This is a genomic window from Micromonospora sp. NPDC047670 (assembly GCF_043204915.1).
Lineage (GTDB): Bacteria > Actinomycetota > Actinomycetes > Mycobacteriales > Micromonosporaceae > Micromonospora.
Genome location: NZ_JBIDDA010000005.1, coordinates 245989 through 272026, shown reverse-complemented (window position 1 = coordinate 272026; position 26038 = coordinate 245989). Strand labels below are relative to the sequence as shown.

The 26038-nt window shown below is 68.6% G+C and carries 21 protein-coding genes and 4 pseudogenes; 7 read left to right on the top strand and 18 right to left on the bottom strand.

What is annotated here, in order from left to right; genetic code table 11:
• Positions 1–146: 146 nt before the first annotated feature.
• Positions 147–2132: an exo-alpha-sialidase gene (locus ACGF7U_RS14855; RefSeq protein ID WP_393106674.1), complete on the bottom strand. Its 1986-nt coding sequence runs from the start codon at positions 2130–2132 to the stop codon at positions 147–149.
• 79 nt (positions 2133–2211) lie between these two features.
• Here ACGF7U_RS14855 and ACGF7U_RS14850 point away from each other — a divergent pair, with 79 nt between their 5' ends.
• A complete protein-coding gene (locus tag ACGF7U_RS14850) occupies positions 2212–4656 on the top strand; it encodes an SGNH/GDSL hydrolase family protein (RefSeq protein ID WP_393106672.1) in 2445 nt (814 codons plus the stop codon).
• Between the two features lie 776 nt (positions 4657–5432).
• On the top strand, positions 5433–5942 hold the full coding sequence (locus tag ACGF7U_RS14845) for a hypothetical protein (RefSeq protein WP_393106670.1): 510 nt from the start codon (positions 5433–5435) through the stop codon (positions 5940–5942).
• A 506-nt stretch (positions 5943–6448) separates the two neighbouring features.
• On the opposite strand, the gene ACGF7U_RS14840 is transcribed toward ACGF7U_RS14845, so the two are convergent.
• The 4 genes and pseudogenes from ACGF7U_RS14840 to ACGF7U_RS14825 form a co-directional block, all read right to left on the bottom strand.
• Positions 6449–6901 carry a SitI3 family protein gene (locus ACGF7U_RS14840; protein WP_393106668.1) on the bottom strand — a complete coding sequence of 151 codons (453 nt, stop codon included), beginning with the start codon at positions 6899–6901 and terminating at the stop codon, positions 6449–6451.
• Positions 6880–7314 (bottom strand): hypothetical protein, encoded by a 435-nt coding sequence (locus ACGF7U_RS14835; RefSeq protein ID WP_393106666.1) that lies wholly within the window; start codon positions 7312–7314, stop codon positions 6880–6882. Before ACGF7U_RS14835 ends, ACGF7U_RS14840 begins: the two co-directional genes overlap by 22 nt.
• A gap of 194 nt (positions 7315–7508) precedes the next feature.
• Positions 7509–8031: pseudogene (locus ACGF7U_RS14830) on the bottom strand (DUF6244 family protein).
• A 304-nt stretch (positions 8032–8335) separates the two neighbouring features.
• Positions 8336–10402, bottom strand: a complete 2067-nt coding sequence (locus tag ACGF7U_RS14825) for a HelD family protein (protein ID WP_393106664.1) — start codon at positions 10400–10402, stop codon at positions 8336–8338.
• A 101-nt stretch (positions 10403–10503) separates the two neighbouring features.
• On the opposite strand from ACGF7U_RS14825, the gene ACGF7U_RS14820 reads away from it, so the two are divergent.
• The gene (locus ACGF7U_RS14820) at positions 10504–11178 is read left to right on the top strand and encodes a TetR/AcrR family transcriptional regulator (RefSeq protein ID WP_393106662.1); all 675 of its coding nucleotides are present in this window, start codon (positions 10504–10506) and stop codon (positions 11176–11178) included.
• Between the two features lie 22 nt (positions 11179–11200).
• Here the strand turns inward: ACGF7U_RS14820 and ACGF7U_RS14815 are convergent, their stop codons facing one another.
• The 5 genes from ACGF7U_RS14815 to ACGF7U_RS14795 all read right to left on the bottom strand — a co-directional run bounded on the left by ACGF7U_RS14815 (position 11201) and on the right by ACGF7U_RS14795 (position 14707).
• A complete protein-coding gene (locus tag ACGF7U_RS14815) occupies positions 11201–13006 on the bottom strand; it encodes a DNA/RNA helicase domain-containing protein (protein WP_393106660.1) in 1806 nt (601 codons plus the stop codon).
• Between the two features lie 223 nt (positions 13007–13229).
• Positions 13230–13565 carry a nucleotide pyrophosphohydrolase gene (locus ACGF7U_RS14810; RefSeq protein WP_393106658.1) on the bottom strand — a complete coding sequence of 112 codons (336 nt, stop codon included), beginning with the start codon at positions 13563–13565 and terminating at the stop codon, positions 13230–13232.
• A 59-nt stretch (positions 13566–13624) separates the two neighbouring features.
• The gene (locus tag ACGF7U_RS14805; protein WP_393106656.1) at positions 13625–13828 is read right to left on the bottom strand and encodes a DUF397 domain-containing protein; all 204 of its coding nucleotides are present in this window, start codon (positions 13826–13828) and stop codon (positions 13625–13627) included.
• Entirely contained in the window at positions 13821–13952 is a 132-nt protein-coding gene (locus ACGF7U_RS14800) for a Scr1 family TA system antitoxin-like transcriptional regulator (RefSeq protein WP_393107161.1), read from the bottom strand. The genes ACGF7U_RS14805 and ACGF7U_RS14800 overlap by 8 nt, the downstream gene beginning before the upstream one ends.
• Positions 13953–13960: 8 nt before the next feature.
• The gene (locus ACGF7U_RS14795; RefSeq protein ID WP_393106653.1) at positions 13961–14707 is read right to left on the bottom strand and encodes a DUF5753 domain-containing protein; all 747 of its coding nucleotides are present in this window, start codon (positions 14705–14707) and stop codon (positions 13961–13963) included.
• Between the two features lie 261 nt (positions 14708–14968).
• On the opposite strand from ACGF7U_RS14795, the gene ACGF7U_RS14790 reads away from it, so the two are divergent.
• The 4 genes and pseudogenes from ACGF7U_RS14790 to ACGF7U_RS14775 all read left to right on the top strand — a co-directional run bounded on the left by ACGF7U_RS14790 (position 14969) and on the right by ACGF7U_RS14775 (position 17123).
• Positions 14969–15256 (top strand): DivIVA domain-containing protein, encoded by a 288-nt coding sequence (locus tag ACGF7U_RS14790; protein WP_393106651.1) that lies wholly within the window; start codon positions 14969–14971, stop codon positions 15254–15256.
• Positions 15253–15502, top strand: a pseudogene (locus tag ACGF7U_RS14785) (hypothetical protein). Before ACGF7U_RS14790 ends, ACGF7U_RS14785 begins: the two are co-directional and overlap by 4 nt.
• Before the next feature lie 479 nt (positions 15503–15981).
• Positions 15982–16122, top strand: a complete 141-nt coding sequence (locus tag ACGF7U_RS14780) for a hypothetical protein (protein ID WP_393106649.1) — start codon at positions 15982–15984, stop codon at positions 16120–16122.
• 173 nt (positions 16123–16295) lie between these two features.
• A pseudogene (locus tag ACGF7U_RS14775) lies at positions 16296–17123 on the top strand (DUF4352 domain-containing protein).
• Between the two features lie 342 nt (positions 17124–17465).
• On the opposite strand, the gene ACGF7U_RS14770 reads toward ACGF7U_RS14775, so the two are convergent.
• The 8 genes and pseudogenes from ACGF7U_RS14770 to ACGF7U_RS14735 form a co-directional block, all read right to left on the bottom strand.
• The gene (locus ACGF7U_RS14770) at positions 17466–18146 is read right to left on the bottom strand and encodes a hypothetical protein (protein ID WP_393106647.1); all 681 of its coding nucleotides are present in this window, start codon (positions 18144–18146) and stop codon (positions 17466–17468) included.
• Between the two features lie 127 nt (positions 18147–18273).
• Positions 18274–18768 (bottom strand): hypothetical protein, encoded by a 495-nt coding sequence (locus ACGF7U_RS14765; protein ID WP_393106645.1) that lies wholly within the window; start codon positions 18766–18768, stop codon positions 18274–18276.
• A gap of 573 nt (positions 18769–19341) precedes the next feature.
• Entirely contained in the window at positions 19342–19977 is a 636-nt protein-coding gene (locus tag ACGF7U_RS14760; protein ID WP_393106643.1) for a helix-turn-helix domain-containing protein, read from the bottom strand.
• 611 nt (positions 19978–20588) lie between these two features.
• The gene (locus tag ACGF7U_RS14755; RefSeq protein ID WP_393107159.1) at positions 20589–21497 is read right to left on the bottom strand and encodes a DUF2637 domain-containing protein; all 909 of its coding nucleotides are present in this window, start codon (positions 21495–21497) and stop codon (positions 20589–20591) included.
• A 381-nt stretch (positions 21498–21878) separates the two neighbouring features.
• A complete protein-coding gene (locus tag ACGF7U_RS14750; protein WP_393106641.1) occupies positions 21879–22766 on the bottom strand; it encodes a replication-relaxation family protein in 888 nt (295 codons plus the stop codon).
• Between the two features lie 886 nt (positions 22767–23652).
• Positions 23653–24030, bottom strand: coding sequence for a GNAT family N-acetyltransferase (locus ACGF7U_RS14745; protein WP_393106639.1), 378 nt, complete (start codon positions 24028–24030; stop codon positions 23653–23655).
• A gap of 209 nt (positions 24031–24239) precedes the next feature.
• Entirely contained in the window at positions 24240–24878 is a 639-nt protein-coding gene (locus ACGF7U_RS14740) for a pentapeptide repeat-containing protein (RefSeq protein ID WP_393106637.1), read from the bottom strand.
• A gap of 150 nt (positions 24879–25028) precedes the next feature.
• Positions 25029–25943, bottom strand: a pseudogene (locus tag ACGF7U_RS14735) (IS5 family transposase).
• Between the last annotated feature and the right edge of the window lie 95 nt (positions 25944–26038).

Genomic DNA, 26038 nt, shown 5'->3' with positions numbered 1-26038 from the left:
CGCCCTGGGGGGGGGTGGTGGTGGCCCCCTCCCGCCGCCGGGCGCCGGAGGCCCCTTGTGCCGCGCCGGGGGGGGGCGCCCCCCCCGGCGCCGGGGGGGGGGGGGGGCCCCCCCCCCCCCCCCGGGGGGGGGCCCCGACGCTGCGGCTACTGCTGGGGGCAGATGGTCGTGAACGGCAGGCGGAGCCGGAGTTGGCCGGCGATGGGAACGTTGTGTTCCCGGACATCCCGCAACTCCTGCGGGGTGAGGGCGCGCCCGTAGATGCGGAACTCGTCGAGGGTGCCGCGGAACGGGTTGTTGAGGCCGTCGACCCGTCGGCCGAGGTAGATGCTGCGGATGCCGAACTCCTTGCCGGTGGTTACCGAGCCGCGGGGAGCGGGCAGGTCGGCGACGGTGGCGCCGTCGATGAGGACCGTGACCCGGGTCGCCGTGCGTTGCATGGCGACGTGGTGCCAGAGCCCGTCGTTGTACGCGCCCGCGATGGTGATGTTCGCGTCGCCCTGGCCGGTGCCGACGACACCGCGGATGCGGTTGCTCGCCGGTTCGGCCCGCAGCCAGATCTGCGCGGCTCCCGTACCCACCTGGTGGAACCACCAGATCACGATGTTGCCGGTGGTTTCGCTGTACCGGAACCAGGTCATGATCGTGAACTGGTTGTCATCAAGGTCGACGTCCGGGTTGTAGGGCACCTCCACGTGGTCGTCGACGCCGTCGAGCGCGATTCCCTCGCCGAACCGCCCCTTGGTCAGGGTCGCGCCGCCGCGCACGTAGGCGGTGTTGTCGTAGCGCGGTGCCGCGTCCGGGGTCGTCGGCCCCGGCTCCGGTGGCGGCGGCAGGCCCGGCGGCGAACCGTTCGGGCTGTCGAGGTACGCCTCGTTGAAGCGGACGAACTGGATCACCTCGTACAGGGCGGCGACACCGCCTTCGTACAGCACCCCGGCCACGGGGCCCGCGACCGGGTCGGTCTCGATCTTGACCAGGTCGGAGTACCCGCCCGGACCCCAGCTGATGACCTTGCCTTCCTGCCAGGGCTCCCAGGTCTGGGCCTCGTCGTACGAGGACCGGATCGTCAGGGCCTCGCGCTTGCCGGGGTTGGCGGGTCCGGAGAACAGGAGGCGGTCCCGCGCGTCACCTTCGTCGGTGGCGGTGAGCCGTAGCAACGCACCCTGCACCACCGGCATCGTCAGCTCGGGCACCATCTGAAACGGCGCCTCGTAGCTCTCGCCGCCGTCGCTGGAGATCGCGTACGCCCGGGTGCCCTCAGCCGTGCCGGCTTCCCGCACGTTGACGTAGATCCGCCCGTCGGTCAGCTCCACCAACGTCGACTCGTTGACGAAGATGTCGTCGGCGGCGCCACCGGCGCTTGCGCCGATGCGCCACGTGTCGCCGCCGTCGTCGCTGTAGCCGAGGTGGACGCCGGCGATGCGCCGCCCGTCGGGCGCGAAGGACTCATGGTTGGCGCTCATCACCAACCGCCCGGCGTGCGGACCACGTTTCAGTTGGATGGCGTGCACCGGACCGGTGGCGTACCAGGCGCGCCACTGCGGCCGGATGAGCTCGGTCATTTCCCGCGGCGCGCTCCAGGTCGCCCCGTGGTCTTCGCTGACCTGCAGGTACGGGACGCGGCCCCCGCTCGCTGTGCCCGGATTGTGGGTCGTGAACAGCACGACCCGACCGGTCCGCTCATCAACGATCGGCATCGGGTTGCCGTGCGTGTCACCGTTGCCGCGCGACACGACCTGCAGCGGACCCCACGTACGGCCGCCGTCGTGGGACCGCTTGAGCACCAGGTCGATGTCGCCCCTGTCGTCACAGTTGTTGAGCCTGCCCTCGGCGAACGCCAGCAGGGCTCCGTTGCTGGCCCTCACGATCGCGGGAATGCGGAAGCAGAAATACCCGTCGGTGTTTGCCGTGTAGACCGCTCGGGCCTCGTGGTAGGGCTGGGCGGCGTGCGCTGGGCCGTTGGTGAGCAGCGCGGCAGCCATCGCGGCGATCACCACGGTGGACAGCAGTCGACGGCGTGTGGGGCTGCGTCTTTGTCTCGTCGTCATGAAAGGCGATACCTCCGCTGGTCGCAGCTGGCGTGGATCGTTTCGAGCGGCAGGTGGATCCGCAGTGGTCGGTTGTCGCACCTGTTGCGCCCGCGGCTCTGTCGTACCGCCAACTCTTCGTTACGTACGAAACGTTGCCGGACATCCTACGTCCTATGTCGTGGAACGTAAACCGTTGACCGCAGCGGCGGCGGGAGGCCAAACTCGTTGCCGATCGGGAGGAGATCCCATGTCCCGCATACGGGGAATGACCCAAACCGCCGGCATCGTGCTGGCGCTGGCGCTCGGCCTGCCCAGCCCGGCCCCAGCAGCCGGCCAGGACGCCCAGTCGACGGCACCGCAGGATGACTGGGTTGGCACCTGGTCCGCCTCGGCCTCCGGAACCGTGCCCAATCTCCCCACCGGATATGCGGACCGCACCATCCGCAACGTCGTGCACACCAGCGTTGGTGGCTCCGGTGTAAGGGTCTGGCTGACCAACGTTCTCGGCACGGCGGCGGTACGGCTGGAAGCGGTGACGGTCGCGGTCGCTGATGCACCCGACGCGCCGGACGCGGTCGCGGGCACGATGCGAGCTCTCGCCTTCGGCGGCGCGCCGTCGGTGATCATCCCGGCCGGCGGCGAGGTGCTGAGCGACCCGATTCCCCTTGTCGTGCCGGCGGACGGCAACCTCCTGGTCAGCGTGTACACCCCGGTGCCGTCCGGGCCGGTGACCTATCACCAGGTGGCCAACCAGACCTCGTACCTGTCGCAGAACGGTGATCACGCGGCCGACGAGTCCGGCACGGCGTTCACCACGACGATCAGTTTCTGGCCGTACGTGAGTGGCGTGGACGTCCTGGGGCAGGCGGAGGGTGCAGTGGTCACACTCGGCGACTCGATCACCGATGGGAACAACTCGACCCGTAACGCGAACCACCGCTGGCCGGACTACCTGGCCGACCGGCTGATCGCCGAGCCTGGGCCGACGCGCCTTGGCGTGCTCAACGCCGGCATCAGCTCGAACCGGTTGCTCAACAGCACCTGGAATCCCAATGCCCTGTCCCGACTGGACCGCGACGTGCTCACCGCGACCGGCGTGCGATCCGTGATCGTCATGTTGGGAATCAACGACATCGGCGGCCAGCCGCAGCACCACGAGCCGTCGAAAATCATCGCGGCGCTGGGCCAGATAGCGGCCCAGGTCAAGGCGAAGGGGCTGCGGGTCACCGGCGGCACGCTCACGCCGTTCGGCGGGTCGAGCAACTACACCGAGGAACTGGAAGGCGTACGCCAGGCGGTCAACGACTTCATCCGCGACGGCGGCGCGTTCGACGCGGTGGCCGACTTCGACGTCGCGCTCCGGGACCCCGCGATGCCGAACCGGCTACGGGCGGAGTACGACTCCGGCGACCACCTGCACCCGAAGGACGCCGGTTACGAGGCGATGGCAGCGGTCGTCGACCTGGACAAGCTCGACACCCGCCCGCCCGGCCACTGGGTCGGCACCTGGCAGACGGCCATGGCGCGCACGACGCCCGGTACCGACCACGGCATGCCCAACCACTCGATCCGCAACGTGGTGCACACCAGCGTGGGCGGCGACGCGGCTCGCGTGCGGCTGTCCAACGCGCTCGGCACGGCGCCGGTCCTGATGGGGCGAACGACGCTGGCGGTGGCCGCCAGGCCCGACGCGCCGGACGCCGTCGCCGGCACGATGCGCGAACTGACCTTCGGCGGCGCGCCGTCGGTGACCATCCCGGCCGGCGGTGAAGTGCTCAGCGACCCGATACTCATGCCCGTGCCGGCAGACGGGAACCTGCTGGTGACCGTCTACACCCCGGCGCCGTCCGGGCCCGTGACCGAACACCCGCGCGCATATCAGACGTCGTTCATCGCTGCGAACGGTGACCACGCGGCCGACGAGGAGGGCACCGCGTTCACCCAGCCGACCATGGCGTGGCACTACGTGACAGCTGTGGACGTCCGATCCTCGTCCGCGCGCGGCACGGTGGTGACCTTCGGCGACTCGATCACCGACGGGGACAGGTCGACCAACAATGCGAACCTGCGGTGGCCCGACGTCCTCGCCGACCGGCTCGCCGCTGAGCCGGGACCCACCAAGCTCGGCGTGGTCAACAGCGGCATCAGCGGCAACCGGATCCTGAACAGCAGCACCGGAACCGGGATCGGCGGCCCGAACGCGTTCGCACGCCTGTCCCGCGACATGCTGACCACATCCGGGGCGCGCACGGTCATCGTGCTCGAGGGCGTCAACGACATCCTCAACCTCCAACACCCCGACCCGGAGACCCTGAAACTCGCCCTGCGACAGATCGCCGCCCAGGCGCACGCACAGGGCCTGCGGATCGTCGTCGGCACCATCACGCCGATCAAGGGATGGCGCTCCTACACCGAGGAACGGGACCGTGTGCGGCAGGCCGTGAACGAGTTCATCCGCACGAGTGACGACTTCGACGCCGTCGTCGACTTCGACGCGGTGGTGCGTGACCCGGCCGACCCGCAGCGGATCAACCCGGCATACGACTCGGGTGACCACCTGCACCCATCCGACGCGGGCTACCGCGCGATGGCCGAGGCCATCGACCTCGGCGCGCTGCGCTGAGCGCTGGCTGCGTGCTGCCCCACCCAGGCCGGCACGCAGCCACCCGCCGGCGCGGTCAGGCGCGGCGAACGGCCAGCACCCGAACGGCGATCGCCGGGCCCGTCGCGGACCGGCAGCACGCGCGAGCCCGTACGGAAAAGAAACCGACGTGTGGTCGTTGCGTGGCGCGAGCCGCACATCCGAATGCACCAGCAGGGCGAACGAGGGTCTCGACGACATCCACTCCGCGCCCGCTCCAAGCAATCGGGCGGCCTCGGTGATCGTGTCGCGGCTGACGGATCCTGCGGATCCGTCCGGACGGCAGCGTGCCCTGGGGCAATCCGATGGCCGAATCACCGGTCTACAGCCTCGGCCACCCGGCTGCGAACCGTCGCGTACGCACCGGACGGCTCCCTGTGGGTGACCACCAGCTTGGTAGCGGCGCGACAGCCCGGAATATAGATCTCGATGTTGGGCGCACCGCTCGTCGCCCGACGACCGGGGTCCCGGGGGCGCGGCGCGGGCCGGGGGCATTCGCCGTCGCAGCCGCGCGGAGGGGTGTGAGGTATATCGGGGCGGCACCGACAGGGTTCCGAGAAATCGGAGAGCGGTGCTGATCATCGCTGGTCATACTGGTGCCCGTGAAGCTTGTCTAGGCACTTACCCCCACCTCGACATTGACCTAAGCGCCGGGTCGCGGCTGGTGTGCGAGCGCAGGACGCTCGGTGACCACATGACCTGGCAGAGTTGTCGCAGAGTGCCTTGCGAGGCACCCCCACCGGAGAGGAGTGCGACGCGTGGGACTCGACCTTTCATTGGCCGACGTGGCCGCCGCCGTATATCAGTACGATAGGTGCCGCGACTCGGGGAAGCCATGCCACCATGACCCGAACTGCGCCGAGCGCTACCAGGCGGTCAGTGTCATCGATCCGTGGGAGTTCCGGTATCGCCAGTTTGTGGACATCCGCGAAGGGATGTTGCTGACTGGCATGGGCTACGAGGCCGATATCGCGCCCTGGGAGCCCTATGTCGGCACCGGACGAGGGGTGTCGGACGAAGCCGCTGCTCTGGCGTGGGATGTGGCGTGGCGATCGCAGACCACACCGGGCAGGCTGGGGATCCCGCTGTTCAAGCTGGGTTCGAATGATCGTTGGATCGTGACGGCGCGCGAGATCGACGAAGCGCTGGTTGCGTACGCCAAGGCGCCGGCAAGTCACCGGGCGGAACTCGAATCGCGTCCGAAATGGGTCGCTTGGCTCGAATGGCTGGCGCTGTCTCGCGAACACGGTGGCTTCGAGGTGGAGTAAGTTGCGGTGAGTGTAGGTTGGCGGGGCGCGTACACAATCGCAACCGCAACCAATCGCACGCGGAAGTCCTAGGCGTTACGGCCTGTCGGTCGACGAGTTGCTGGCCATGGCATGCGTTGCCGATTTCATGGCATTGGTCCTAACCGCTGCCGGTCGCTTCTGGGGGATGCCCGCCGCGTCGCTTCTCGATCGGGTTGGCGACCGGCTGGCGACGTGGGCCGGTCAAGAATGGCTGTCGCGGTGCCTCACGACCTCAGCGTGGGTCGCCAGGCTGCGACCAAACCCGCCACGTCCGAATATCGGTCTGCGGGTGCCGCACGGCTCGCGCGGGCCGCTATCTTGGCTTGGGCCGGCGATCCCCGCCAGTCGTGTGGGGAGTCCGGAAGGTGGTGGATGGTGCGGCCGAGGGTGTAGACGGTGGTGCGCTGGTCGATGCCAGCACCGCGGACGAACTCTTCGGTTGCCATGTAGCGGCAGGAGCCCGCGGGAGTACGCGAAGAGCCCGCTCACTCGAAGATCATGTCGCCGATGCCGTAGTTGTCCCACCAGGACGGTCGGTGCTTACGTATTGTCCCGGCGACTCGGGTGAGCAGTAGCCAGTTGCCGTTCAGTACCAGCGCGGCGTCTTCCATCTGGCTGGCGAGTACGCGGCCTACGGCCGACACCATGTTGGGGATCGCGGCCTCGGGCTGGTCGTTCTTGCGCATGTGGAAGACGACGTTGACGTACGCGTCTGGCTCCCACTCCCATTGGGTTCCGTCGTCGTTCTCGGCGTCGAAGTAGCCGTGGCTGCCCCCGGAGACGGTGATGGTGTACCCGAGTTCCTCGGCGAGACCGCTGCTGAGCAGCCGAGGGTAGCCGGGTAGGGCCGACTCTTCGACGCCTTCCGGAGCGGCGACCGAGGCGACCTGCTCCAGCGGGATGTCACCCGCCAGTGTCAATCGGTATTCGATACCCACCTGTTGCCTGCCTTCTCAGTCTCGCGGACGATCTGAATGATCGCACCGCTTCGGGTCACCGCCGCCAGTTCCTTGAGGTGCTCGATCGGCCAGTCGTCGAACTGCTTCTGCAGGGCGGCGAGGTCGCCGCGCCAGTCCTGCAGGTTCAACACCACGCGTTGGGTCTGTTGGCTCGTCACCTTGCCCGAGACCTCCGTCCACACCCCGCGCACCGCCTTGGCGGGAGTGGGCGAGTAGCAGTCGAAGACGTGACCCTCGACCAGGTAATCGGGATCCTTGTCCGGCTTGCCCACGTCGCCGGTCTTCAGCCGTGCATCGGCGATCTCCGGTCTCGTCGGGTTCTGGTGCACCAGGTAGCCCTCGCGTGCCAGGGTATCGGCGCACTCGTTCTCCAGCTCCAGCGATCGTCGCACCGTGTCGTCCTCGCGGGGCGGGATCTTGGTACGCGGCCCGGTCGGCGACCCGCCCTGATCACCGGTGGGGTGCCTGCTCCACGCCGTCGGGCCGCGGCCGTGGGAGGTGCCGTCACTCGAGGCGGGAGCCGTTGGGGTCGGGCTTCCGGTGGCGTGCGGGGTAGGGCTGGCCGGTGTGGGACCGCCAGCCCCGATCAGTTTCCCGACCCCAGCTGCCGTGCTTCGGCGACGGCTGTATCGACGGCCTGACGGGCGGAACCAGCGCGCTGGACCACGGACACCAGGACCTGTTTGAAGCTCTCCAGTGACTGCAGCAGTGGACTGGGCTGCCCGCCCTGGAGAACTATGTTGACGAGTTGCTGTGCCGCACCGACCTGGGTGATGACAGCAGCCGCCGCGTCACGGGCGCTGTCGACACCGGCCTGGACCGGCATCAGTGCGGCGACGGTCTCTTCGGGAGTGGCTTCGCGGGGAACGGCGGCAATCATCTTCGTGGCCTCGTCTATCGATCTGGCAATGCCGCCCAATCCGCCCTGGATCGACGCGATCGCATCTCGCACCCGGGCCATGCCGGCTGCCACCGCGGCGAAGCCGGCGCCTGCGGCACGCAGCGCCACCTGTTGCGCCTGGTTGTCGGCAGCGACGGCCAGCCCCTGGGCTCTGCCCACACCGCATCAAGACCCGCAGCTCACCGGTGACCAGCTCGATGCGCGACACCGTCTCTCCTATCGATGACCATGGTGAGGGCTGTTCAAGTTACCCGACACCTCGATGCGGCGCGTGAAGGGTTGGTTACACATCCGGGCGGCCAGCATCGTTCGCGACGGCCGACGTCACGGATTGTGCGACCGGAGCCGAGCACCAGCGCAGCGGCCTGCCGCCGAAACTCCTCGGGGTACCTGCTCTGTCGAGTCGCAGGGTTTCGTCCTCCTCGGCAGGACGCCAAGTCGGGAGGTGTCCGGTCTCAGGGGTCACTCACAGCTGAGTTCCGCCGCGAGCGAGGCCGTTAGATCCATACTCCCTACTCGGCGGCGAGGAGCGCGGGTAGCGGGCGGGAGTGCAGCACGTCCAGCCGGGAGACGGCCCGGGTGAGTACGACGAACAGCCGGTTGAGGCCGCGTGGCTCGGCCCGCACGATGTCGTCGGGTTCGACCACGATCACGTGGTCGAACTCCAGGCCCTTGGCGAGCACCGCGGGAAGCAGGGTCACCCTCCGGTCGGGGTCGTCCTCCTGGGCCGTGTTGACCGCGAGGCCGGCGGCGTGCAGGGCGGCGGAGAGGCTCGTGAGCAGTGTGTCGGTCGCGATCACGGCGACGGAGCCCTCCCGGTCGAGGGCGGCGTGGACCGCCGCGACGGTGGCGGACGCCAGGTCGGGCTCGTGACGCACACGCAGCGCGCCATCGGTGCGGATCGACCGGGTCGCCGGTGCCGTGACGCGCAGCCCGGGCAGCAGCCTGTTGGCGAAGGCCAGTACCTCAGCGGGAACCCGGAAGCCCATGGTGAGGGCCGCGACCGGCGAGTCGTGCTTGCCCAGGTGCGCCATCTGCTCGTGCCAGTCGCTCGCCGCCCAGGGGCTGGTGCCCTGCGCCAGGTCGCCGAGCACGGTCAGCGAGCCGTGCTCACTGCGCCGCGCGAGCACCCGACACTGCATGGGGGACAGGTCCTGCGCCTCGTCGACCACGATGTGCCCGTGGCTCGCGGGGTGCTCGATCAGGCCGGCGATCTCGTCGAGCAGCACGAGGTCGGCCGCTGACCACTTCGCGCTCTTGACGCTGCGCGGGCGCTGCCACAGGATCATTTTCTGCTCTTCGGCGGTCAGGATGCCGTCGGCGGCGCGGGCGAGCGCTTCCGGGTCGCCCAGCAGCGTGGTGAGCAGTTCCTCCGGGCGTACCTTCGGCCAGGCGTGGTCGAGTGCCGCGGCCACGGGACGGGCACGGCCGATCTTCTGCATCCACATCTTGCCGGGGGTTTCGGCGCGCGTCTCCAACTGCCGCTGCAGCAGGGCGACGATGCGTGCGCGCAACCGCTCGCGGCCGACGCCGTACGGCACGTCCTCGCTGCGGATCTCGGCGACCTGGCGGGCCAGCGCGGTGACGGGTACCCGCAGCCGGTACGAGCCGTCCGGTACCACGATCGACTCGACCGGGTCGGCGATCTGGGCGTACAGCGCCCGGCGCAGCACGGCCGCCATCCGCACGTCGTGCTTCACGCGGGCGGCCTCGTCGGTGTCCACCGCGGCGGGCGGACGCTCGCTGAGCACCTCGTCGAGCGTGCGCTGCTGCACGTCCACCTCGCCGAGCGCCGGGAGCACCGCGGAGATGTAGTGCAGGAACGCGGGGCTGGGCCCCACCACCAGGACGCCGTTGCGCTTGAGCTGCTGACGGTGGGTGTAGAGCAGGTACGCCGCGCGGTGCAGGCCGACGGCGGTCTTCCCGGTGCCCGGCCCACCCTGGACGCACAGCGAGCGGTCGAGGTCCGCGCGTACCAGCTCGTCCTGCTCCGGCTGGATCGTGGCCACGATGTCGCGCATCGGTCCGACGCGGGGGCGTTCGATCTCCGCGGTCAGCAGTCGGCTCGTGGTGCCGAGCTCCTCGCCGTGGTCCAGGCGTTCGTCCTCGAAGCCGGTGAGCTGTACCGGGTGGCGGGTCGTCCAGCCGAACCGGCGTCGGGATGTTACGCCTTGGCGGTCGCGGGCGCTGGCCCGGTAGAAGCGCGACGACACCGGCGCCCGCCAGTCGATGACCAGCGGCTGGCCGCTCTCGTCGGTGATCCGCCGCCGGCCGATGTAGTAGTTCTGGTCGCGGTGCTCGTCGGCGTCCGGCCCGGTGCCGAACTGCAGCCGCCCGAAGTACAGCGGGCTGTCCGGCTCCTCTGCCAGTTCCTTGGCGTAGCTCTTGAGCATCCGGCCGAGCTGCTCGGCGGTGTACCGGTCGCCGGCTACCTGCTCACCGGTGGTGACCCGCATCCGGGCGTGCTCCTTCATCCAGGCCAGCGCCTGCCGGGCCCGGGCCAGGAACGCCACCTCCTCCGCGAAGTCGCGGTCGAGGTGGTCGCGTTCGGCGTGCTGCGTGGTGGATGGCGATGACATGGAAACCCTCCGGAGGCGCGCTCGACGCAATACTGTAACCGGGTAACGTTTCTATCCGCGAATCAATATTGCCCTGGTCTCAGCAGTGATACAGTCGAGCCATGGCGGAGCAGGTGGGCTTGCGGGAACGTAAGCGGCAGCGCACACACGACGCCGTGTCGGCCGCAGCGATCTCGATGTTCCTGGAGCACGGCTTCGACCGGGTGTCCGTGGCGGATATCGCGGCGGCGGCCGAAGTATCCAAGCCCACCCTGTTCCGCTACTTCCGGTCCAAGGAGGACCTGGTCCTGCACCGCATCGCGGACCACGAGGGGGAAGCGGCGCGGGTGGTCCGGCGGCGGTCCGCGAGCCAGGGGCCCCTGGCCGCGTTGCACGAGCACTTCCTGGACGGCCTCGCTCGGCGGGATCCGGTGACCGGGCTCAACGACGACCCCGAGGTCCTCGCCTTCCACAACATGATCTTCTCGACGCCGAGCCTCGCCGCGCGGTTGAACGAGTACACCGCCCGCGACGAGGAGGCGCTGGCCGACGCGTTGGTCCAGACCGCACGAATCCCCGATCAGCTCACGGCCCGGCTCGCCGCCGCCCAGATCATCGCGGCGCAACGCATCCTGGCCCGGGAGAACTGGCGCCGGCTAGCCGCCGGAGAAACAGCCGCCTCGCTGTACGACACGGCCAAAGCCGCTGCCGACAACGCATTCCGGCTGCTCACGTCAGGCCTGGGCCGGCTCGCAACGGGGAGGCCGGGAGCGCCGCGGTCCGACGCGACCAGTTGACCGGGCCGCCTCAGCGGTTCGGTCACTCCGCCAAGACGGGCTCGTACACGGTCTCCAGCGTGCGCCGCACCTGAACCAGCGAGGCCAGGTAGTTTCGGGTCTCGGCATCGGTGGAGTACAGGATGGTGCCGCGCATGCCCCGGGTCATCAGCACCTTGTAGGTGTTGCGGATGAGCCGATCCGCCTCTTCGTCGCTCACCGATTTCCGGCTGCGAAACGCCGGATCCTTCGACTCCTCGCGGCGGGTCACCAGCCGACCGCCACGGGCGACCAGGTCCGGACCGATGATGACGCCGGACCACCGGTACTCGAATCCCTGCGCGGTGTAGACGCAGCCCACCTGGCCGAAGCCGTGCGGGTCTGTGGCCCAGAACGCGCTACCTGGCGCCTCGCCGACGCTGCGGTCGCTCTTGACGTTCCAAGGTCGGGACCAGGCGCCGATCCGCACATCCGGCACCAGGGTGTCGTCCGGGCGCGGATCGCTCCATGGCCAGCAGTAGCCCGCCGACATGCGCGCCGTCTCACCGTGCTCCTGTTTCGCGGCGAGGAACGCCTCCAACTCCTCCGGCGAGGCGGCCAGCCGCAGGTCGAACCGGCCGTCGCCGGTCCAGACCGTCGGATCGCCGCTGTCCAGACCGAGCAGGTCGAGAACCCATTGCTCGTACGCCTCACTGCCGCCGCAGCGAAACTGGTCGTGCAGCGAAACCACCTCGACCTCCAGGCCGAGGTGTTCGGCGTACCGGGAGATGACGTCGACGTTCCCCGACTCGCCGGGTTTGACCACTTGGTGCTCGTCCAGCAGGAACACGGGAACCCGTGCGGCGGCGATCAGTTCGTCGATCTGCGGGCGTGCCTTGTCGCGCTTCGCCTTCGGCGTGAACCGGTTGACCGATGTCTCGCGGATCCGATGCGCCTCATCGCAGATCAGCACGTCGATACCGTTGCGTTCTGCCGTCATGAAGCTGTTGAAGTAGGCGAAGAGGTTCTTCAGCCGGGTGGAGCCCCTGCCGGCGTAGCGCCGCAGGGTCTGGGTGAACGACCGTGAGCCGGTGGCGTGCATGACCGACCGGTTCTGGCGGGCCAGCTCACCGAGCACCGACAGGGCGATGACGCTCTTTCCGCTGCCGGGTCCGCCAGCAACGACCACGACGGACTTGCGGTCCGCCGACCGGGCACGCTCCACCGCGTGCAACACCAGCTCGTACGCCAGGCGCTGCTTGTCCAGCAGCGTGAAGTGCGACCTTTCCTTCAGCTCCTGCGCGGCGTACGAGAGGAGGTGCCTGCTGGGTCGCACGGAGCTGGTGAGGAAGCGGTCTGCGGCGGCAGCGCCGGACGCGGGCGCCAGGTGCGTTCGGAGGTAGTCGAGGAACTGGCCGCGTCGCTGCTTGGTGAAGATCCGGCTCTGCTCGGTCGGACGGCGCGCGAACAGGTCGTTGACATCCCGGTCGACGGCGTTGTGCAGGTAGGCGACACCGCGTACGGGGTTGCGTCGACCGGCCAGGACGCCGAGGAAATCCGTGAGGTATTCGCAGTAGTCGCCGACCTGCACGCCCGGGTGCAGACGAGGGCCCCTCGCGTGCTCGACCAGGACGAGCCGGTCGGAGCCTTCGTAGGACTCGGCCTGTGACCACTGCTTCAGCTCGACGATGACGTAGGAGTCGTCGGAGGTCCTCGGGTCCACGCCAGCGAGCACCACGTCGACCCGCTTGCTGGTCAGCGGGAGCTGGTACTCGACCAGCACCTCGACCTGACCCAGCCCGGCGTCCGCGAGGTCATTCCCGAGTACGGCCAGGCTCCGGGACCAGGAGCGGCGTTCGCTGGCGCTCACATTGTGGCCGATGCTCTCGGCGATCCGGTCAGGGAGGACGCCGCTCGTCGCCAGGCGCAGCAAACCATCGGCGGAGGTGCGGAACGCTGACAACACTTGCCCCCGGGCAGCACGAAGTGATCGTGCGCATGGGGGGCGTGTCCGGCCACTACCGGAAGCCCGTCGTTACGCGCCTGTATGGGGGGACTGTAGCGAAGAGATCATCTCGTCGCTACGGCGTGGACTACCGCTTCGCGGCCGAGCCCTTCACCTGTTCGATGGGGTAGCGGGTGGCCACCTCGTCCAGCTTGGTCATGGCCGCCTCGACCAGGTCGATGCCGAGGACGTCGGCGAGCCGTGTCAGGTAGATCATCACGTCGCCGATTTTGGCCCTGACCCGGGCGCCGGCCTCAGGATCGGACATGATCTCGGTGGACTGCTCGGAGGTGAGCCACTGGAATTCGGCGAGCAGCTCACCGACCTCGCCGGCGAGCGCCATGGCCAGATTTTTGGGCGTGTGGAACTGCTGCCACTCACGTTCCTCCGCGAACGCCCGTACACGTGCTGCGAGGCGATCCACTCATTTCTCCATTGCGGGACGTCGGATACCAGGCTGGAAGAACCGAGCCGTGGCGCGCCTCAAGACGTCAGGCCGCCGCCTTTCACCTTGCTGACGAAGGCTTGCCAGGCATCGGGGGCGAAGGCCAGTGCCGATCCGGTGTCGTTCTTCGAGTCGCGGACGGCGACGGTGCCGGGACGGTTGGTGGCCACCTCGACGCATTTGCCGCCGTTGCCGCCGCTGCGAGTGCTCCTGCGCCAGACGGCGCCGGTCAGGTCAGTCATGCCGCAGCTCCCCGATGATCCCCTCGATCATGTCGCTCGATTGTGCCTCATCGAGTGCTAGCGCATCGAGATTCTTCCAGGCGGCCCGGTAGGCGGCCAACTCGTCTGGCTTGTCGAGGTACAGCGCTCCGGTCAGGGACTCGCTGTAGGCGACCGACGGCTCCGGTGCAGCTCGACCGCCTTTGTCGCGGGGAAGTCCAGGATGACGAAGGAGCCGGCGACCGCGCCGGAATGCGGTCCGGCGGCGAAGGGCAGCACCCGCACGCTGACATTGGGCAGGCTGGCGACCTCCAGGAGTTGACCGAGCTGCCCGATCATCACTCCGGGGCCACCGACGGTGCGGCGGAGTACCGCCTCCGACAGGATCGCGTCGAGCTGCGGCGGCTGGGGTAGCCGTCGAGTGAGCAGCCCTTGGCGTTGCCGCCGCACCTCGACGGCCCTCTCATGCTCCTCCTCGCTGAGCGAGGGGCAGTCGAGTCGGGCGAGTCCGAGGGCGTACTGGCGAGTCTGAAGCAGCCCGGGGACAAGCGTCTCCTCGTACTGCCTGAGATGCGAAGCGGCGGACTCCAGGCCGACGTACAACTCGAACCAGTTCGGGACCGCGTCCCCGTACGCGTGCCACCAGCCCTTGGACTTCGTCTCCGTGGCGAGCCCGCGCATCGCCTCGGTCATCTCGGCGGACACCCCGTACAGCTCGCACATCGCCTTGATGTCAAGCACCCGGACCGGGCCCATGCCGCATTCGATCCGCCAGATCTTCTGCCGGCTGTATTCGAGGGCCTCGGCGGGCGTCGAGGGCCACGCCCGCCTCGGTGCGGTACTGGCGTAGCAGCCGCCGAGTTGCGGGCGCGGCACGGTCGATCCGACGACCTCGGTCACCCGGACACTCCCTGGTTCCATCGCGCAACACCGCGTCACCTGGCCATGTAACAGCTGTCGATAGCAGCAAAGAAAGTCAATACACCTGGGAAGAATTCTGCCGTGGAACGTTGCCTCGACGCTGGCGCCGTCACCGGATGACCACAGGCTCTGGCGTCGTACCGCTGATCGAAGCTGCGGCGGCAGGGCGGGGTGGCCCGTGCGTGCGGGGAGGGCGGGCGGGCCACCCCTTCCAATCCATGAGGGAGAGGCAGGCCGCAGATGAGCGTCCGCAACCAGCGACCGGGAGCGACCTACCGCTCCTCGGCGTACACCAGCCTGCTGCCGTGGCAGGTGCGTGAGCGCCGCTTCAAGTCGGTCGGGCTCGGACGTCGCGGCCTGGAACCGGCCGACGTCTACGACTTCCTCGACCGCGTCGCCGGCGACATGGCCACCGTCTATGCCGCCCTGGCCGCCAGCCGTCGGGAGACCGCCGTCATCAAGCACGCGCTGCGCCGCTGGCAGTCCGAGCAGGCCCGCGCCCGTGCCAACCTGGGAAACCAAGCATGACCCAGCGGTACGTCGTCCACCTGCCCGTGGCCGCCGCCGACCTGCCGGCCGCGCAGCGGCTGGCCCGGGTGATCAGCCGTTGGCTGCTGGTGCTTCCGCAGACCGACCCGGGGGAGATCACCGTCTCGGAAGAGGACAACCAGCACGTGCGTCACCGGGTCTTCTGCGACCTGCGGATGCCCGGCGGCCAGCGCTGCTTGCTCCGTGCCGACCACGAGCGCCTGCTCCCGCCGCCTGCCCCGGTGAGCGCGGACGAGCACTGGCTGCGGATCTGCCCTGGCGCCCAGTGGTAGCCGGCGACCCGCCGGCTCCGTTCCCGTTGCGTCTGGCTGTGAGTGCGTGTCCGCCCTACGAGCCAGCGGGGACCAGGCGTCCGGTTCGCCAGTCGAAGTACTCGACGGGGTACCGACCTGAGAGTTCGGCGGCGGAACGCCGGGCGAGCTCGTGCCCGGTGGCGTGGAAGTCCGCCTCCTGGTCTGCGTTGGTGAATCCGGACGAGGCTGGATCATCCTGATCCAACGCGTCGTATGTCTGTGCCCACTGCAACAGCGACGCCGCCAGTCCGTCCGAGATCGGCAGCTGCTGTCCCCACCCCGGCTGCAGCGCCGGAGCATCGTCGCGCACCCCTGGCCGCAGCCGCTGCCCGCGAGCTGGAGCGGGCAGCTGGACCGGTCCGAGGCACTGCTCTACGTGCAGATGGAGCCGACTGCGGTGGCTGAGATCGAGTGGACACTACCTTCGAGCACCGGCGCTGGCGTCACCGGGCGTGGTACGTGCGTCCGCGGCTGAACCGATCCGTGTACGACGTGCCGCTGCTGCTCGGCGAAGAGGTCGACTCGTTCTGGGATGCCGCGGCCGGAGCGTGACTGGCGGGTGACTCATCGTCGGACTGTGGGTCAGTCGATCGGATATTGCTCCAGGCAACCGGCGTCTATGTCAGCACTGCCAGTGGAGGCATCTGTGGGGAGGCTGTGAGAGCGTCGGTGGTATTGCGCTCAGTACGGGCAGCGCGAACCAGAGCTGGGAGACCTCCACACCCATGACCACCCCCTACGACCCTGCCCAGAACCAGCCCGACCAGCAGCCGATGCCGCCGACCGCTCAGTTTCCGCAGGTTCCCGCCGGCCAGTTCCCGCCGCCGCCCGGCCAGTTCCTGCCGCCGCCCGGCCAGTTCCTGCCGCCGCCCGGCCAGTTCCTGCCGCCTCCCGTCGCCAGGAAGCGTCCCTCCTGGCTGCTTCCGACCCTCATCGGCGTTGGTGTGTTCGTGGTGCTGTGCTGCGGCGGCTCGATGGTGATCGGCCTGGCCAGCGACGACAAGAAGACCGATGGTGTCTCCGCCAACAAGGAAATCCCCGCCGTCAACCCGAGCACCTCGGCCCCGAGCGCGGCGGCCCCGGCCCCGACGAGGAGCTCCGCGGCGCCCGCGCCGAAGACCACCGCCCCGGCGCCGGCAAAGCCAAAGACCTTTGGCATCGGCGACAAGGTGCGCGGCGGCGACTTCGAGTTCACCGTCAACAGCGTGAAGTGTGGGATCTCCCAGGTCGGCAGCAGCTACTTCAACCACAAGGCGCAGGGCACCTTCTGCCGGGTAAGCGTGACCGCTAAGAACGTCACCAAGAGCGCGCACCTATTCCATGCCGACGGCACCATCACCGCATAGGACGCCTCCGGCCGAGAGTACGACGTCGACGGAGAGGCCGCTATCTATGGCAACGATGACGCCAAGGGCTTCCTCGACGAGATTAACCCGGGTAACTCGGTGAAGGCGAACGTCTACTTCGACGTGCCCAAGGGCACCAAGCTGAAGACGATCACCTTCGACGCCGGTCTGTTCACCCTCGCCGAGGACGCCATCGTCACCCTGTGACCGGACTAGCAACCGGCGACAGCCCCGGAAAACCTCTAGGGCTGTCGCCGATATCGGCGGCCTGCGCCGCTATCTGGTGGCCGCAGATCCACGCGTTCCTGACTGACCACCGAAATCACCAACGCAGGCTCCGAAGGAACCAACCGGGTCATCAAGACCATCGCCGCGACGCCTACAGCTTGAACCCCGAAAACCAGCGCTTACGTACCTGCGCCGCCACCGCGGACACCTCAACCCCGCTTAACCTCGAAGAGCCTCCATACCCGCCTGAACCGCACGCACTTTTGCCGCCGGTCAGGCGCCCCTGTCGCGCGATAGGCGCTCCGCGGGCCGAGGGCGCCGCTACGTCGCGGCGATCGGGTAGCCGATCGTGGCGACGTCCTTGCGCAGATCGGCGACGGTGAGGTGAGGGTTTAGCGCCCGTATCACGGCATCGCTGAGCGGCTGGTGCGCGACGACGTGCTCGACAATCGCTCGGTCCACCTCGATCTCGTAGTAGTCCCTGGCGAACTCGACGAACCGGTCAACGATGTCGTCGAGCAGGATCTCGAGCATGCTGGAACCGTCCGGCCCGGTGTCGTCGTACGGTCCGCGCAGCGGTGGGAAGGTAATGCCTTCTCCGGCGTGCCAGCGGTCGTCACCAACGAGCCGCCATAGCACTGCGGTGGCGATGAACTGCCCCGTCTCATCGCAGAACGCCGGTTCTTCCAGTTGCGGGCACAACGCCACCGGGATGCCGTCAGTCAGGCCTGGCCACAACTCGTGGTCCGGATCGCCGTACGGCGACATCGTTGACTCGTGATCGAAAACCCGGATGAACACGCCGTCCTCGGTGAACACGACCGCCCATTCGTCACCGCTGCCGTTGCTCATCAACGCCGCCTCATCCTTGCCCCATGCCGGGATGTAGACGTAGTAGGGCTTGCCGCCGTCGATGATGCGTTCCAGCACGGCCAGTGCCTTGCATCGCTCCCGCAGCAGCTCAATGGTGGGCATCCTGACGGCGATGTCGTACACGGTCACCGGGTGACCCTACGCCGGCAGGCGCCGACTCGAACACTTACCTGAGTCGCCGCCGACGGCGACCATGCACCTTCGGTTGCCGCGCATTCTCGGCCCGGTTGGGTGCGACGCTACGAGCGCCTGCGGCTCAGTCGAACGTGATGCGGTGAGCGTTGTGGGGTATCCACGGGCTCGGTTCCGCAGTCCAGCGGTGGTCGTACTGCTTGACGGCCTCGATGAACTCGGCCGGCGGCCGGTAGGAATGGGCGATGACGTAGTGCCAGATGAGCGAGGGCGCGGCGAACGTCACGCCCTGCCCCGACGGGACTCTGATCTCGGCGTGTCCCAGCAGGAGAGTGCCGTTCGGATGGCCCACGGAGAGCATGTGATCGTCCGGGCGTTTCGGGCAAAAGGGGCACCGGTGATATCCACGCATGGTGTTGATTCGCGGTCCCGCGATGATGTCGAGCAGCGCGTCGGCGAACCAGTTCGGGGTGAGTCCTTCCTCGAACGCGTGCGAGGCATCGAGCCATCCGACGTTGATCCGGTCGTATCCGGGCTGGAACTGAAGCCATCCCCAGTCCATCTCGATGATGTCGACGTCGCTGCAGCTGTAAACGCTCAAGTCCTCGAAGTAGGCCACCTGGCGTTCGTACCAGAGCAGCCGGAGGCTGCTCTCACCGGCGGGGCGGCGGGCGTCCGTCCGCGCCGCTCAGTGCCAGCCAAGCCACCTGACGTCGCACTGATATGCGCGAGCGGTGAGCGGAGTCGACGAATCAAGCGGGCTGTATGTCGAGTAGCTCGGGTGACGGGAACTTCGGGTCGCCGGCCAAGGCGGGGCCGAGCCATACCTGCTGTTGAGCCACGGTCAGGTTCCCCGACGGGGGCACCACCCGGACGAGCTGCACCGGCTAAGAACGGCCGGCGGACACGGTCACCGATCCGGAGTCGATCTTGACGGCGGGCGGTTTCCTGGGGGCCGGTGGTGCGGTGGGCAGCAGCCTGGCTGGCAGGCGCAGCGGCAGAGCATCCGCCCGACCACGTGCGGGAGTGCGGGTGGACGAGCCGTTCATGCGCCTGGTAACGACACCGTGCGGTCGTCGACTGACAGATGATGTTCGTGAGCACCTCCCGCCGGGATCTGACCCGTTGACTGACTGACTTCGGGTCCTCAACAGGATCCTCGACGAGGCGGAGCGCAAGCCCGGCGGCGGCGTCATGATCCACCTGCCAAGATTTCCGAACGGCATGGCCCGCAGTTGCCGGCGGGGGATCCCCGGTGTCGAGGGCAGTGCGCAATGGGGTTAATGGGCGGCGCGGTGCCATGAAACGCGCGCGTGCGCGTACGCGCGCGCGTTTGGTTCTGGACGGTTAAGGACGGTTTATGCGACGTGTACGTCGCCCCGTCCGGTCGTGTACGTCGCCCCGTTCGGACGTGTACGTCACCCCGGTCGGGCACCGGGGCGTCATGTGCGTCACCCCGGTTATCCACAGGCTCAGGCACCTCGGTGGGGCGCCCGGACTGCGGCTCCGCGAGCGGGTCGAGGGCGTCGGGTAGCGGTCTGCGGCGTTCCATGGCGAGGTCCCACACGACGGGTCGGCGGTCGGCCGGGAGGAACGCGGTGTGGCGTTGGTCGCCGCGCCGGATCAGGCCGCGTCGCGCCAACTCGTCAAGGTCGCGTTGTACCGAGCGGACGGACTTGCGGGCGTAGTGGGCGAGCCGGTCTTGTGTGGGGTATGCGGCGCGGCCGTTGGCGTGTGCGTGGTTGGCGAGGCCGATCAGGACGGCGAGGCACTGGGGTGGAACGTCGGGGGCGTGGTTGAGCGCCCAGGCGACCGCTTCGATACTCATGCCCACCCCTGCTCGGTCTCCGCGTCGGCCAAGTCCGCGGCGACGTCAGCGAGAAGTTCGCCGCTGCCGAAGTTGCCGGTGGTGTCAGGGGCGCTCACGGCGTCGCCGTGGGCAGTCCGTGCGGTGCTCTGGGCAGAGAGGGTGTGGGTTAGCTGTCGCAGGATACGGGGGCGATAAGGCACAGGTTCTCCCGTGGCAGTGGGGTGGGGATGATCAGGGCGTGTGTTCCTGTGATGGCCTGCCGCGTAGCGGGAAGTCCGTCTCGCGATGCACGGCCGGTAGGCACGCTGGCGCAGCCGCCGGGCTGTCCGGGGTGAAGGAGGTGAGCGGCGGCAGAGCTGGAGGTGAGCACCACAGTCGGCGTCGGTAACGCTGCGGGCACAGGGTGGCGGCGCGGCGATGTCATTAGCGTTTGCCCCTCGACAGTTGGTGTTGGCGCCGATGGCCGCCACGCAGGCCAGCGGAAGGCGACCGGGTGCATTGACGCTCGACTCTCCACAAAGATCAAGTCGTCGCCGCCGAGGACAGCCGAGACACGTGCCGTGCCGCGCCCTGCTTCGGGCCCCACCACCACGGCGGATTTGAGGGCTGCTCTGTCAGGTCGATGTTGGTCATGGCGTCGGGGTCCCCGACTCCGGGGTGGGCGAGTGTGGTGTGGGTGGGGCCACCGGTGAGGCGGTGGCTGGCCCCGGTGGTGTCGCCGGCTCGGTGTCGGCTGCCAGACTCGCGGCCACTTGTTGGTGCGAGCCTGGTGCGGATGCTGCGGCCTGCTCGGCTTTGAGGATCTTCAGCAACTCCGAGGCCCTGGTGTTGGACACGGTGTGTCCGGCGGCGCGCAGCGCGGCGGCCAGCGCGGCACGGGTCAGTGGCTGCCCATGGGTGGTAAGCCGTTCGTGGACGCGCCGTGCCGCTGGCAGCAGCTCATTGAGGCCGGCCGGGTTGTTGGGTGACGGACTGCGGCGCGGTGGTCTGCGCCGGCGGCCCGGTCTCCCGGACTGGTGGGGGTCCGGTCCGCCGGGACGGCCGCCATCGGATTGGTGGACCGTCCGCGTCGGGACGGCCGGGTCCACCGCGCGTGCGCCGGACCGGATGCCTTCTTCCGGTCCGCCGTCTGGTGAAGCGCTGGTGGTGGACGGGCTCACCGGGTGGACGGTGGACGGTGCGGCAGTGGTCCGGTCGGTCCCGGGCGCCGTACTGGCATAGCCGAGGGCGACCTTGACCATGACAAGGAAACCGAGCGCCGGCACCGCCGCAGCGATCCAGCCGATCGGGGACGGCTCGGCCTCGACGACCTGCGCGGCCAGAGACAGCGTGACCGCGCAGGCCAGCACGGTCGCGGGGAACACAGTCGAGGTGTGGGCGCGTTTGCGGCGGCGCAGCTCCAGGCCGGAGGCGATGGACATCAACTCCAGCACGACCGCGTCAGCCCAGGCCAGCCAGCCGGGTTGGCCATGGGCGGCGGCGACGTTGTGGACGTGGGTGAAGCTGGCCGCACCAGCCGCCCCACCGATGGCCAGCATGATCACGATTTGGACGCCACCTTCGACTCGACTCGAGCGCGGACCACGGCCCGGATCAGATACCGGTGGCGTAGCGGACCACCTCCCCGGGCGGGACCGCGGGGAAGGCTCCGCCAGCCAAGCTGGATTCGGTAGTGAGGAGGCCGGTCCGGGAGTCCCCGTCGCGGACCGCGACGAACGCGGACCAGCGACCGGTGGTGGACCGGCCGCAGAAGGTGCGGGACCATACCTCCGTCCCGCCGCTGACGGAACGGTCCGCCGCTCTCACCGCGCTGTCAGCCGCCGCGGGCCAAACACTCAGAGAGCAGCGGGAGCGGCCGGACATTGCTGTCCTGCACGTAGGCGAGGTATCATCTGCGGCCACATGGCCGCTACCTGCCATCACGCCGCCTCGCCCGGGTGGTCCTGGCCATTGACGACGTAGGCAGCCAGATCGGCCAGGCGCCACCACTGCCCTCCTCCACCGGGTGGGCCCCAGACCGCCTCAGCGGGACACAGTCCCGCCGACACGGCTTGGTCGCGGGCACCGGTGGCTACGGGAATCCGCGGTGGCGTGTCGGCGAGCAGGCGGCGCAGGTTCCGCTCGCGGGCAGCGGAGTGCAGCCAGAACAGCACCGGCCACGCCCGCCCGATCGTGGCGAACAGCTCCCGGTAGCCGGCCAGCTTGCCGCCCAGGACCGACAGCTGCTCGCCGCCGGTGTCGTACTCGACGAAGAACGGCACGGTGACGCCGTTTTCCGCCCACAGGCCGTAGCCGTCCGGGCGTACCCGCGGCTGGTAGCCCCGCACCAGACCCGGATCATCCGGCCCGGTGAACGTGCCGGCCCGCTGGCACACCGCCTCCGGCAACCATTCGCTGAGCTCGGCGTCGGGATGGGTGCGGGCATAGCCCGCGAGGTCGGTGAAAAAGCCGTTCACCCCGAGCCGGTGAGCCAGCGTACGGCTGGATGTCCACCGCCGCCGCTCGGCACGGGCGTGGTCGCGGCGAGGTGGGCGCTCGTCGCGGGCGGCGGCGACAACCTCGGCACCGAGCTGGTCGATGACGTAGTGGTACGGGTACGAGCCGCCGTCGGCGCGCTGCGGCCGGAACCGGGCCACCAGCCGCAGCCGGTACAGCGTGCGCAGCCGACGCTGGCAGAAGTCCAGCGACGGGAACAACGCGCGGGCGATCTGGAACGAGGTCAGCACCCCGTGGTCGTACAGCCAGCCCAGCAGCACCCGATCGCGGTCGGTCAGCTGCGACTGGACCCGCAGAACCGGATCATCCACCAGCCACCACCTCCCTCCGAGCAGATGCCGCCGCCCAGGGGGAGAGACCCGAGACCAGGCAGGGTCTGTCGCAGGACAAGCCGCCAGCTCTGACGGACGGGCTGAGCTGCGGTGTGAGAGGAACCAGGGGGTCCGTTCGAGGGTCCGGCTGAAGACTGACCCCAACGGGGACGTCAAGCCCGACCCCGCAACGGAGGTCAAGCCGGAAGCTGTCACCGCCAGCGACCCTGGCGGCGGAGAAATCTGTAGAGAACAAGGAAACTCCTCTGTCGTATTGAAAAGTGGTCAGCGCCGCCGGTGTGGCACCGACGGCGGTATGCCGCGCTGACTGCCGGAACCGACTGGGACCAGCGGTCGAACCAGGGAACGGCCGGCAGGTTTCGAAGGGTGGGCAGGCGCGATCGGCTCTGGAGAGGCCGAGCAAGGCACCGGCATGCCTGCGAGCCGGTCACGCGGATGTGTTCAGCACCCTCCGCGGCATGCGCGGCCACATGCGCGAGGTATTCGAACCTCGGCCCTGCAAGCTGGCGGTGTCATCCCGGGGCCGGCGCTCAGGCCCAGCAACGGCACGGGATAGGGCCACGGCCACGCTCCCGACCGCCGAGACATACTGCGGCACGGCGACGGGGCTCACGCCGGAAGAAGATCCTTCATCGTGGTCCTCCTGTCGTCTCGCTGGTTCTCTGACAACGAGTCCGCCCAGGCCAGGCCACAACGACAGCGGGCGCTCCATGGAGCGCCCGCGCATCGACCGATATGGCCCGGCGAACGAGACCGCCGCACGGGGAACGTGTATCCAGTACCGCTCAACCAAGCGCTGATGTCAACGGCATTCGGTTGCATCGATTGAGGCGGTGACGTGGCACCGCGCGTTGACGGCAACGAATCATGAGCCGATGTGGCACTCGTACACGGCGCGGTGCTTTCCAGGCCCCTTGTAGTTGGAGATCACGGACACGCCGTCCACCAGCCGGTCGCCTTCTACGTTGACAAAACCGAGCGCCAGCCAGGCGGCGTGCGCAGCCCGGTTGGCGGGTTCAAGGGTGAGGTAAAGACGTTGGCAGCCCCAGCGCGAGCCCTGCCATCGAACTTCGTCCACCAACGCTCCGGTTACCCCCGACGCCGGTGGTCGGGGGTGTGTCATCACGTCCTGCAGATCGATCTTGGCCGGGTCGTCCTGGCTCCGGAATGCGATCACGCAGCCGACAATTTCGCCGTCCAAGACCCCGATGGGGCAGGTCGTGGAGAACAGCTTCGCGTACAATCAGTAGTTGGATGATCCGCGCAGCTTGATGTGCGGCTCGCCGAGAGCCAGCAGGCTCTCCACGTCGGGGATCCGGTCGATGGTGAGCGGAGCAAGCAACATTAGCGGCTCCCTCGGGTCGTAGCACGGGGCGGTGCTGCTCTTTCCGAGTCGCCGTGTTCGGGGCTATCGGTAGGGACGGCGTCCGCGGCCACGAGGTTTCCTTGCCGTCAGTCGCTACGCACGGTGAGGCCCAGGGCGTCGACGACCAGCTGGCTGAGATCGGAAAGTTGGTCCTCGCCGAGGGTGACGCCATGTAGGTTTTCAAGTGGCGTCTTGAGCCCTTGCAGGCGGCTGCCCCGCAGGTCTGCGCCGTCGAGTTGACACGAGTCCAGTTCCATGCCAGCGAGGTGGCATGACCGAAAAGCTATGCCAGGTAGCCGGCAGAAGGACCAGGTGGCGTTGGTGAGGGTGCAGTCGGTGAAGGCGACCGACCCGGCGGCGGTGATGCGCTGCAAGGTGGCGTAGTCGAAGCGGCAGTTGTCGAACAGGACGTCTTTGAGGCGGACGTCGGTGAGTCTGATGCCGGTGAACCGTGAGCCGGTGACGGCGCTCCGTTCAATCGTGGTGCCGGTGAGGGTTGCGCCGGAGAGGTCGGTGCCGGTGATCTCGCAGCCGTAGAGCGCTCCGGCTTCCCAGGTGCTCTCGCTGAGGTCTGCACCGGTGATTCGGCTGCTGCGGACGCTGCATTCCTCGAACTGTGTGCCGCGCCAGGACGCGCCCTCGACGAGGGCCTCGACGAGACTGTCCGTTGGGTCGGTCACGCTGTCGAGGTCGTCCGGGTCGAGGTCCGGCAGCAGGATCGTCATGTCGCCGACTGTGGTGTTAGATTAGCCAGAGCACAGGAGTCAATTCACCGCATGGCGGGCCAGTGCGAGGCTCGCCATTGACTACGAATGGAACAACGCGAGGATCAATGGGCAACTCCTCGAACGCCGCCTGATCAAGGTACACGCCGTCTAGGCAGTGTCTCGAAGTGCGTGTAGCCACTCGTTGATCACGGTGACGTGGATGGTGGCTTCGTAGCGGACGGCCAGCTTTTCGTATCGGGTGGCCAGCCCTCGGTGGCGTTTGAGTCGGTTGATGCCGCACTCGACGGCGTGTCGCTGTCGGTAGATCTCGGGGTCCGAAGGCAGGTGGCCGGCCGCCGGCGGAGCCCTTGGCCCGCCGGTGGGCGTCCTGGTCGGCCTTGCTCGGGATGCACGCTTGGATCCCGCGGCGGCGTAGGTAGGTCCGGTTGGCGCGGGAGGTGTAGGCCCGGTCGGCGATGACCCGGTCGGGTCGCACGCGAGGACGACCGACACCGAGTCGGGGCACGCGGATGCCGACCAGCACGGCGGCGAATTGCGGGCTGTCACCGCGATGCCCGGCGGTCAGCAGCACCGACAGCGGCTTGCCGCCCTGCTCGCAGGCCAGGTGCAGCTTGGTGGTCCACCCGCCACGGGACCGGCCGAGAGCATGGTCGCCCGGCTCGGCACGGGCACCGCCGGGTGGCTCGATCTGTTCGTGCGGGCGCCGACGTGCGCCCGCGGCGTGCTGATGGGCTCGAGCGATGGTGGAATCGACGCTGACATCCCAGGTGATCAAACCGGCCGCGTCGGCGCGGGCCTGCAGCTCGGTGACGATCTGCTGCCAGACCCGGCCCGCTGCCAGCGTCGAAACAGCGCGTAGATCGCCTGCCAGGAGCCGTAGCAGGCCGGCACGTCCCGCCACGGCGCACCGACGCGCACCCGCCACCGGATGCCGTCAATGAGCTGTCGCTTGCTCCACCGCGACGGTCGGCCCGGCCGCTTACCCACAGGCAGCAGCGACTCCAACACCCTCCACTGGGCGTCAGTCAGGTCGTGCCGCCTCGTCACCGCTATGGTGGCCACGAGGTCTCCGGTATTCAGGGTCTTCTTGGTCGATGAACCCTCTACCGGAGGCGGCGCAGCACCATCAGCAAGCCCACCCTGGTGACGCTACGGCT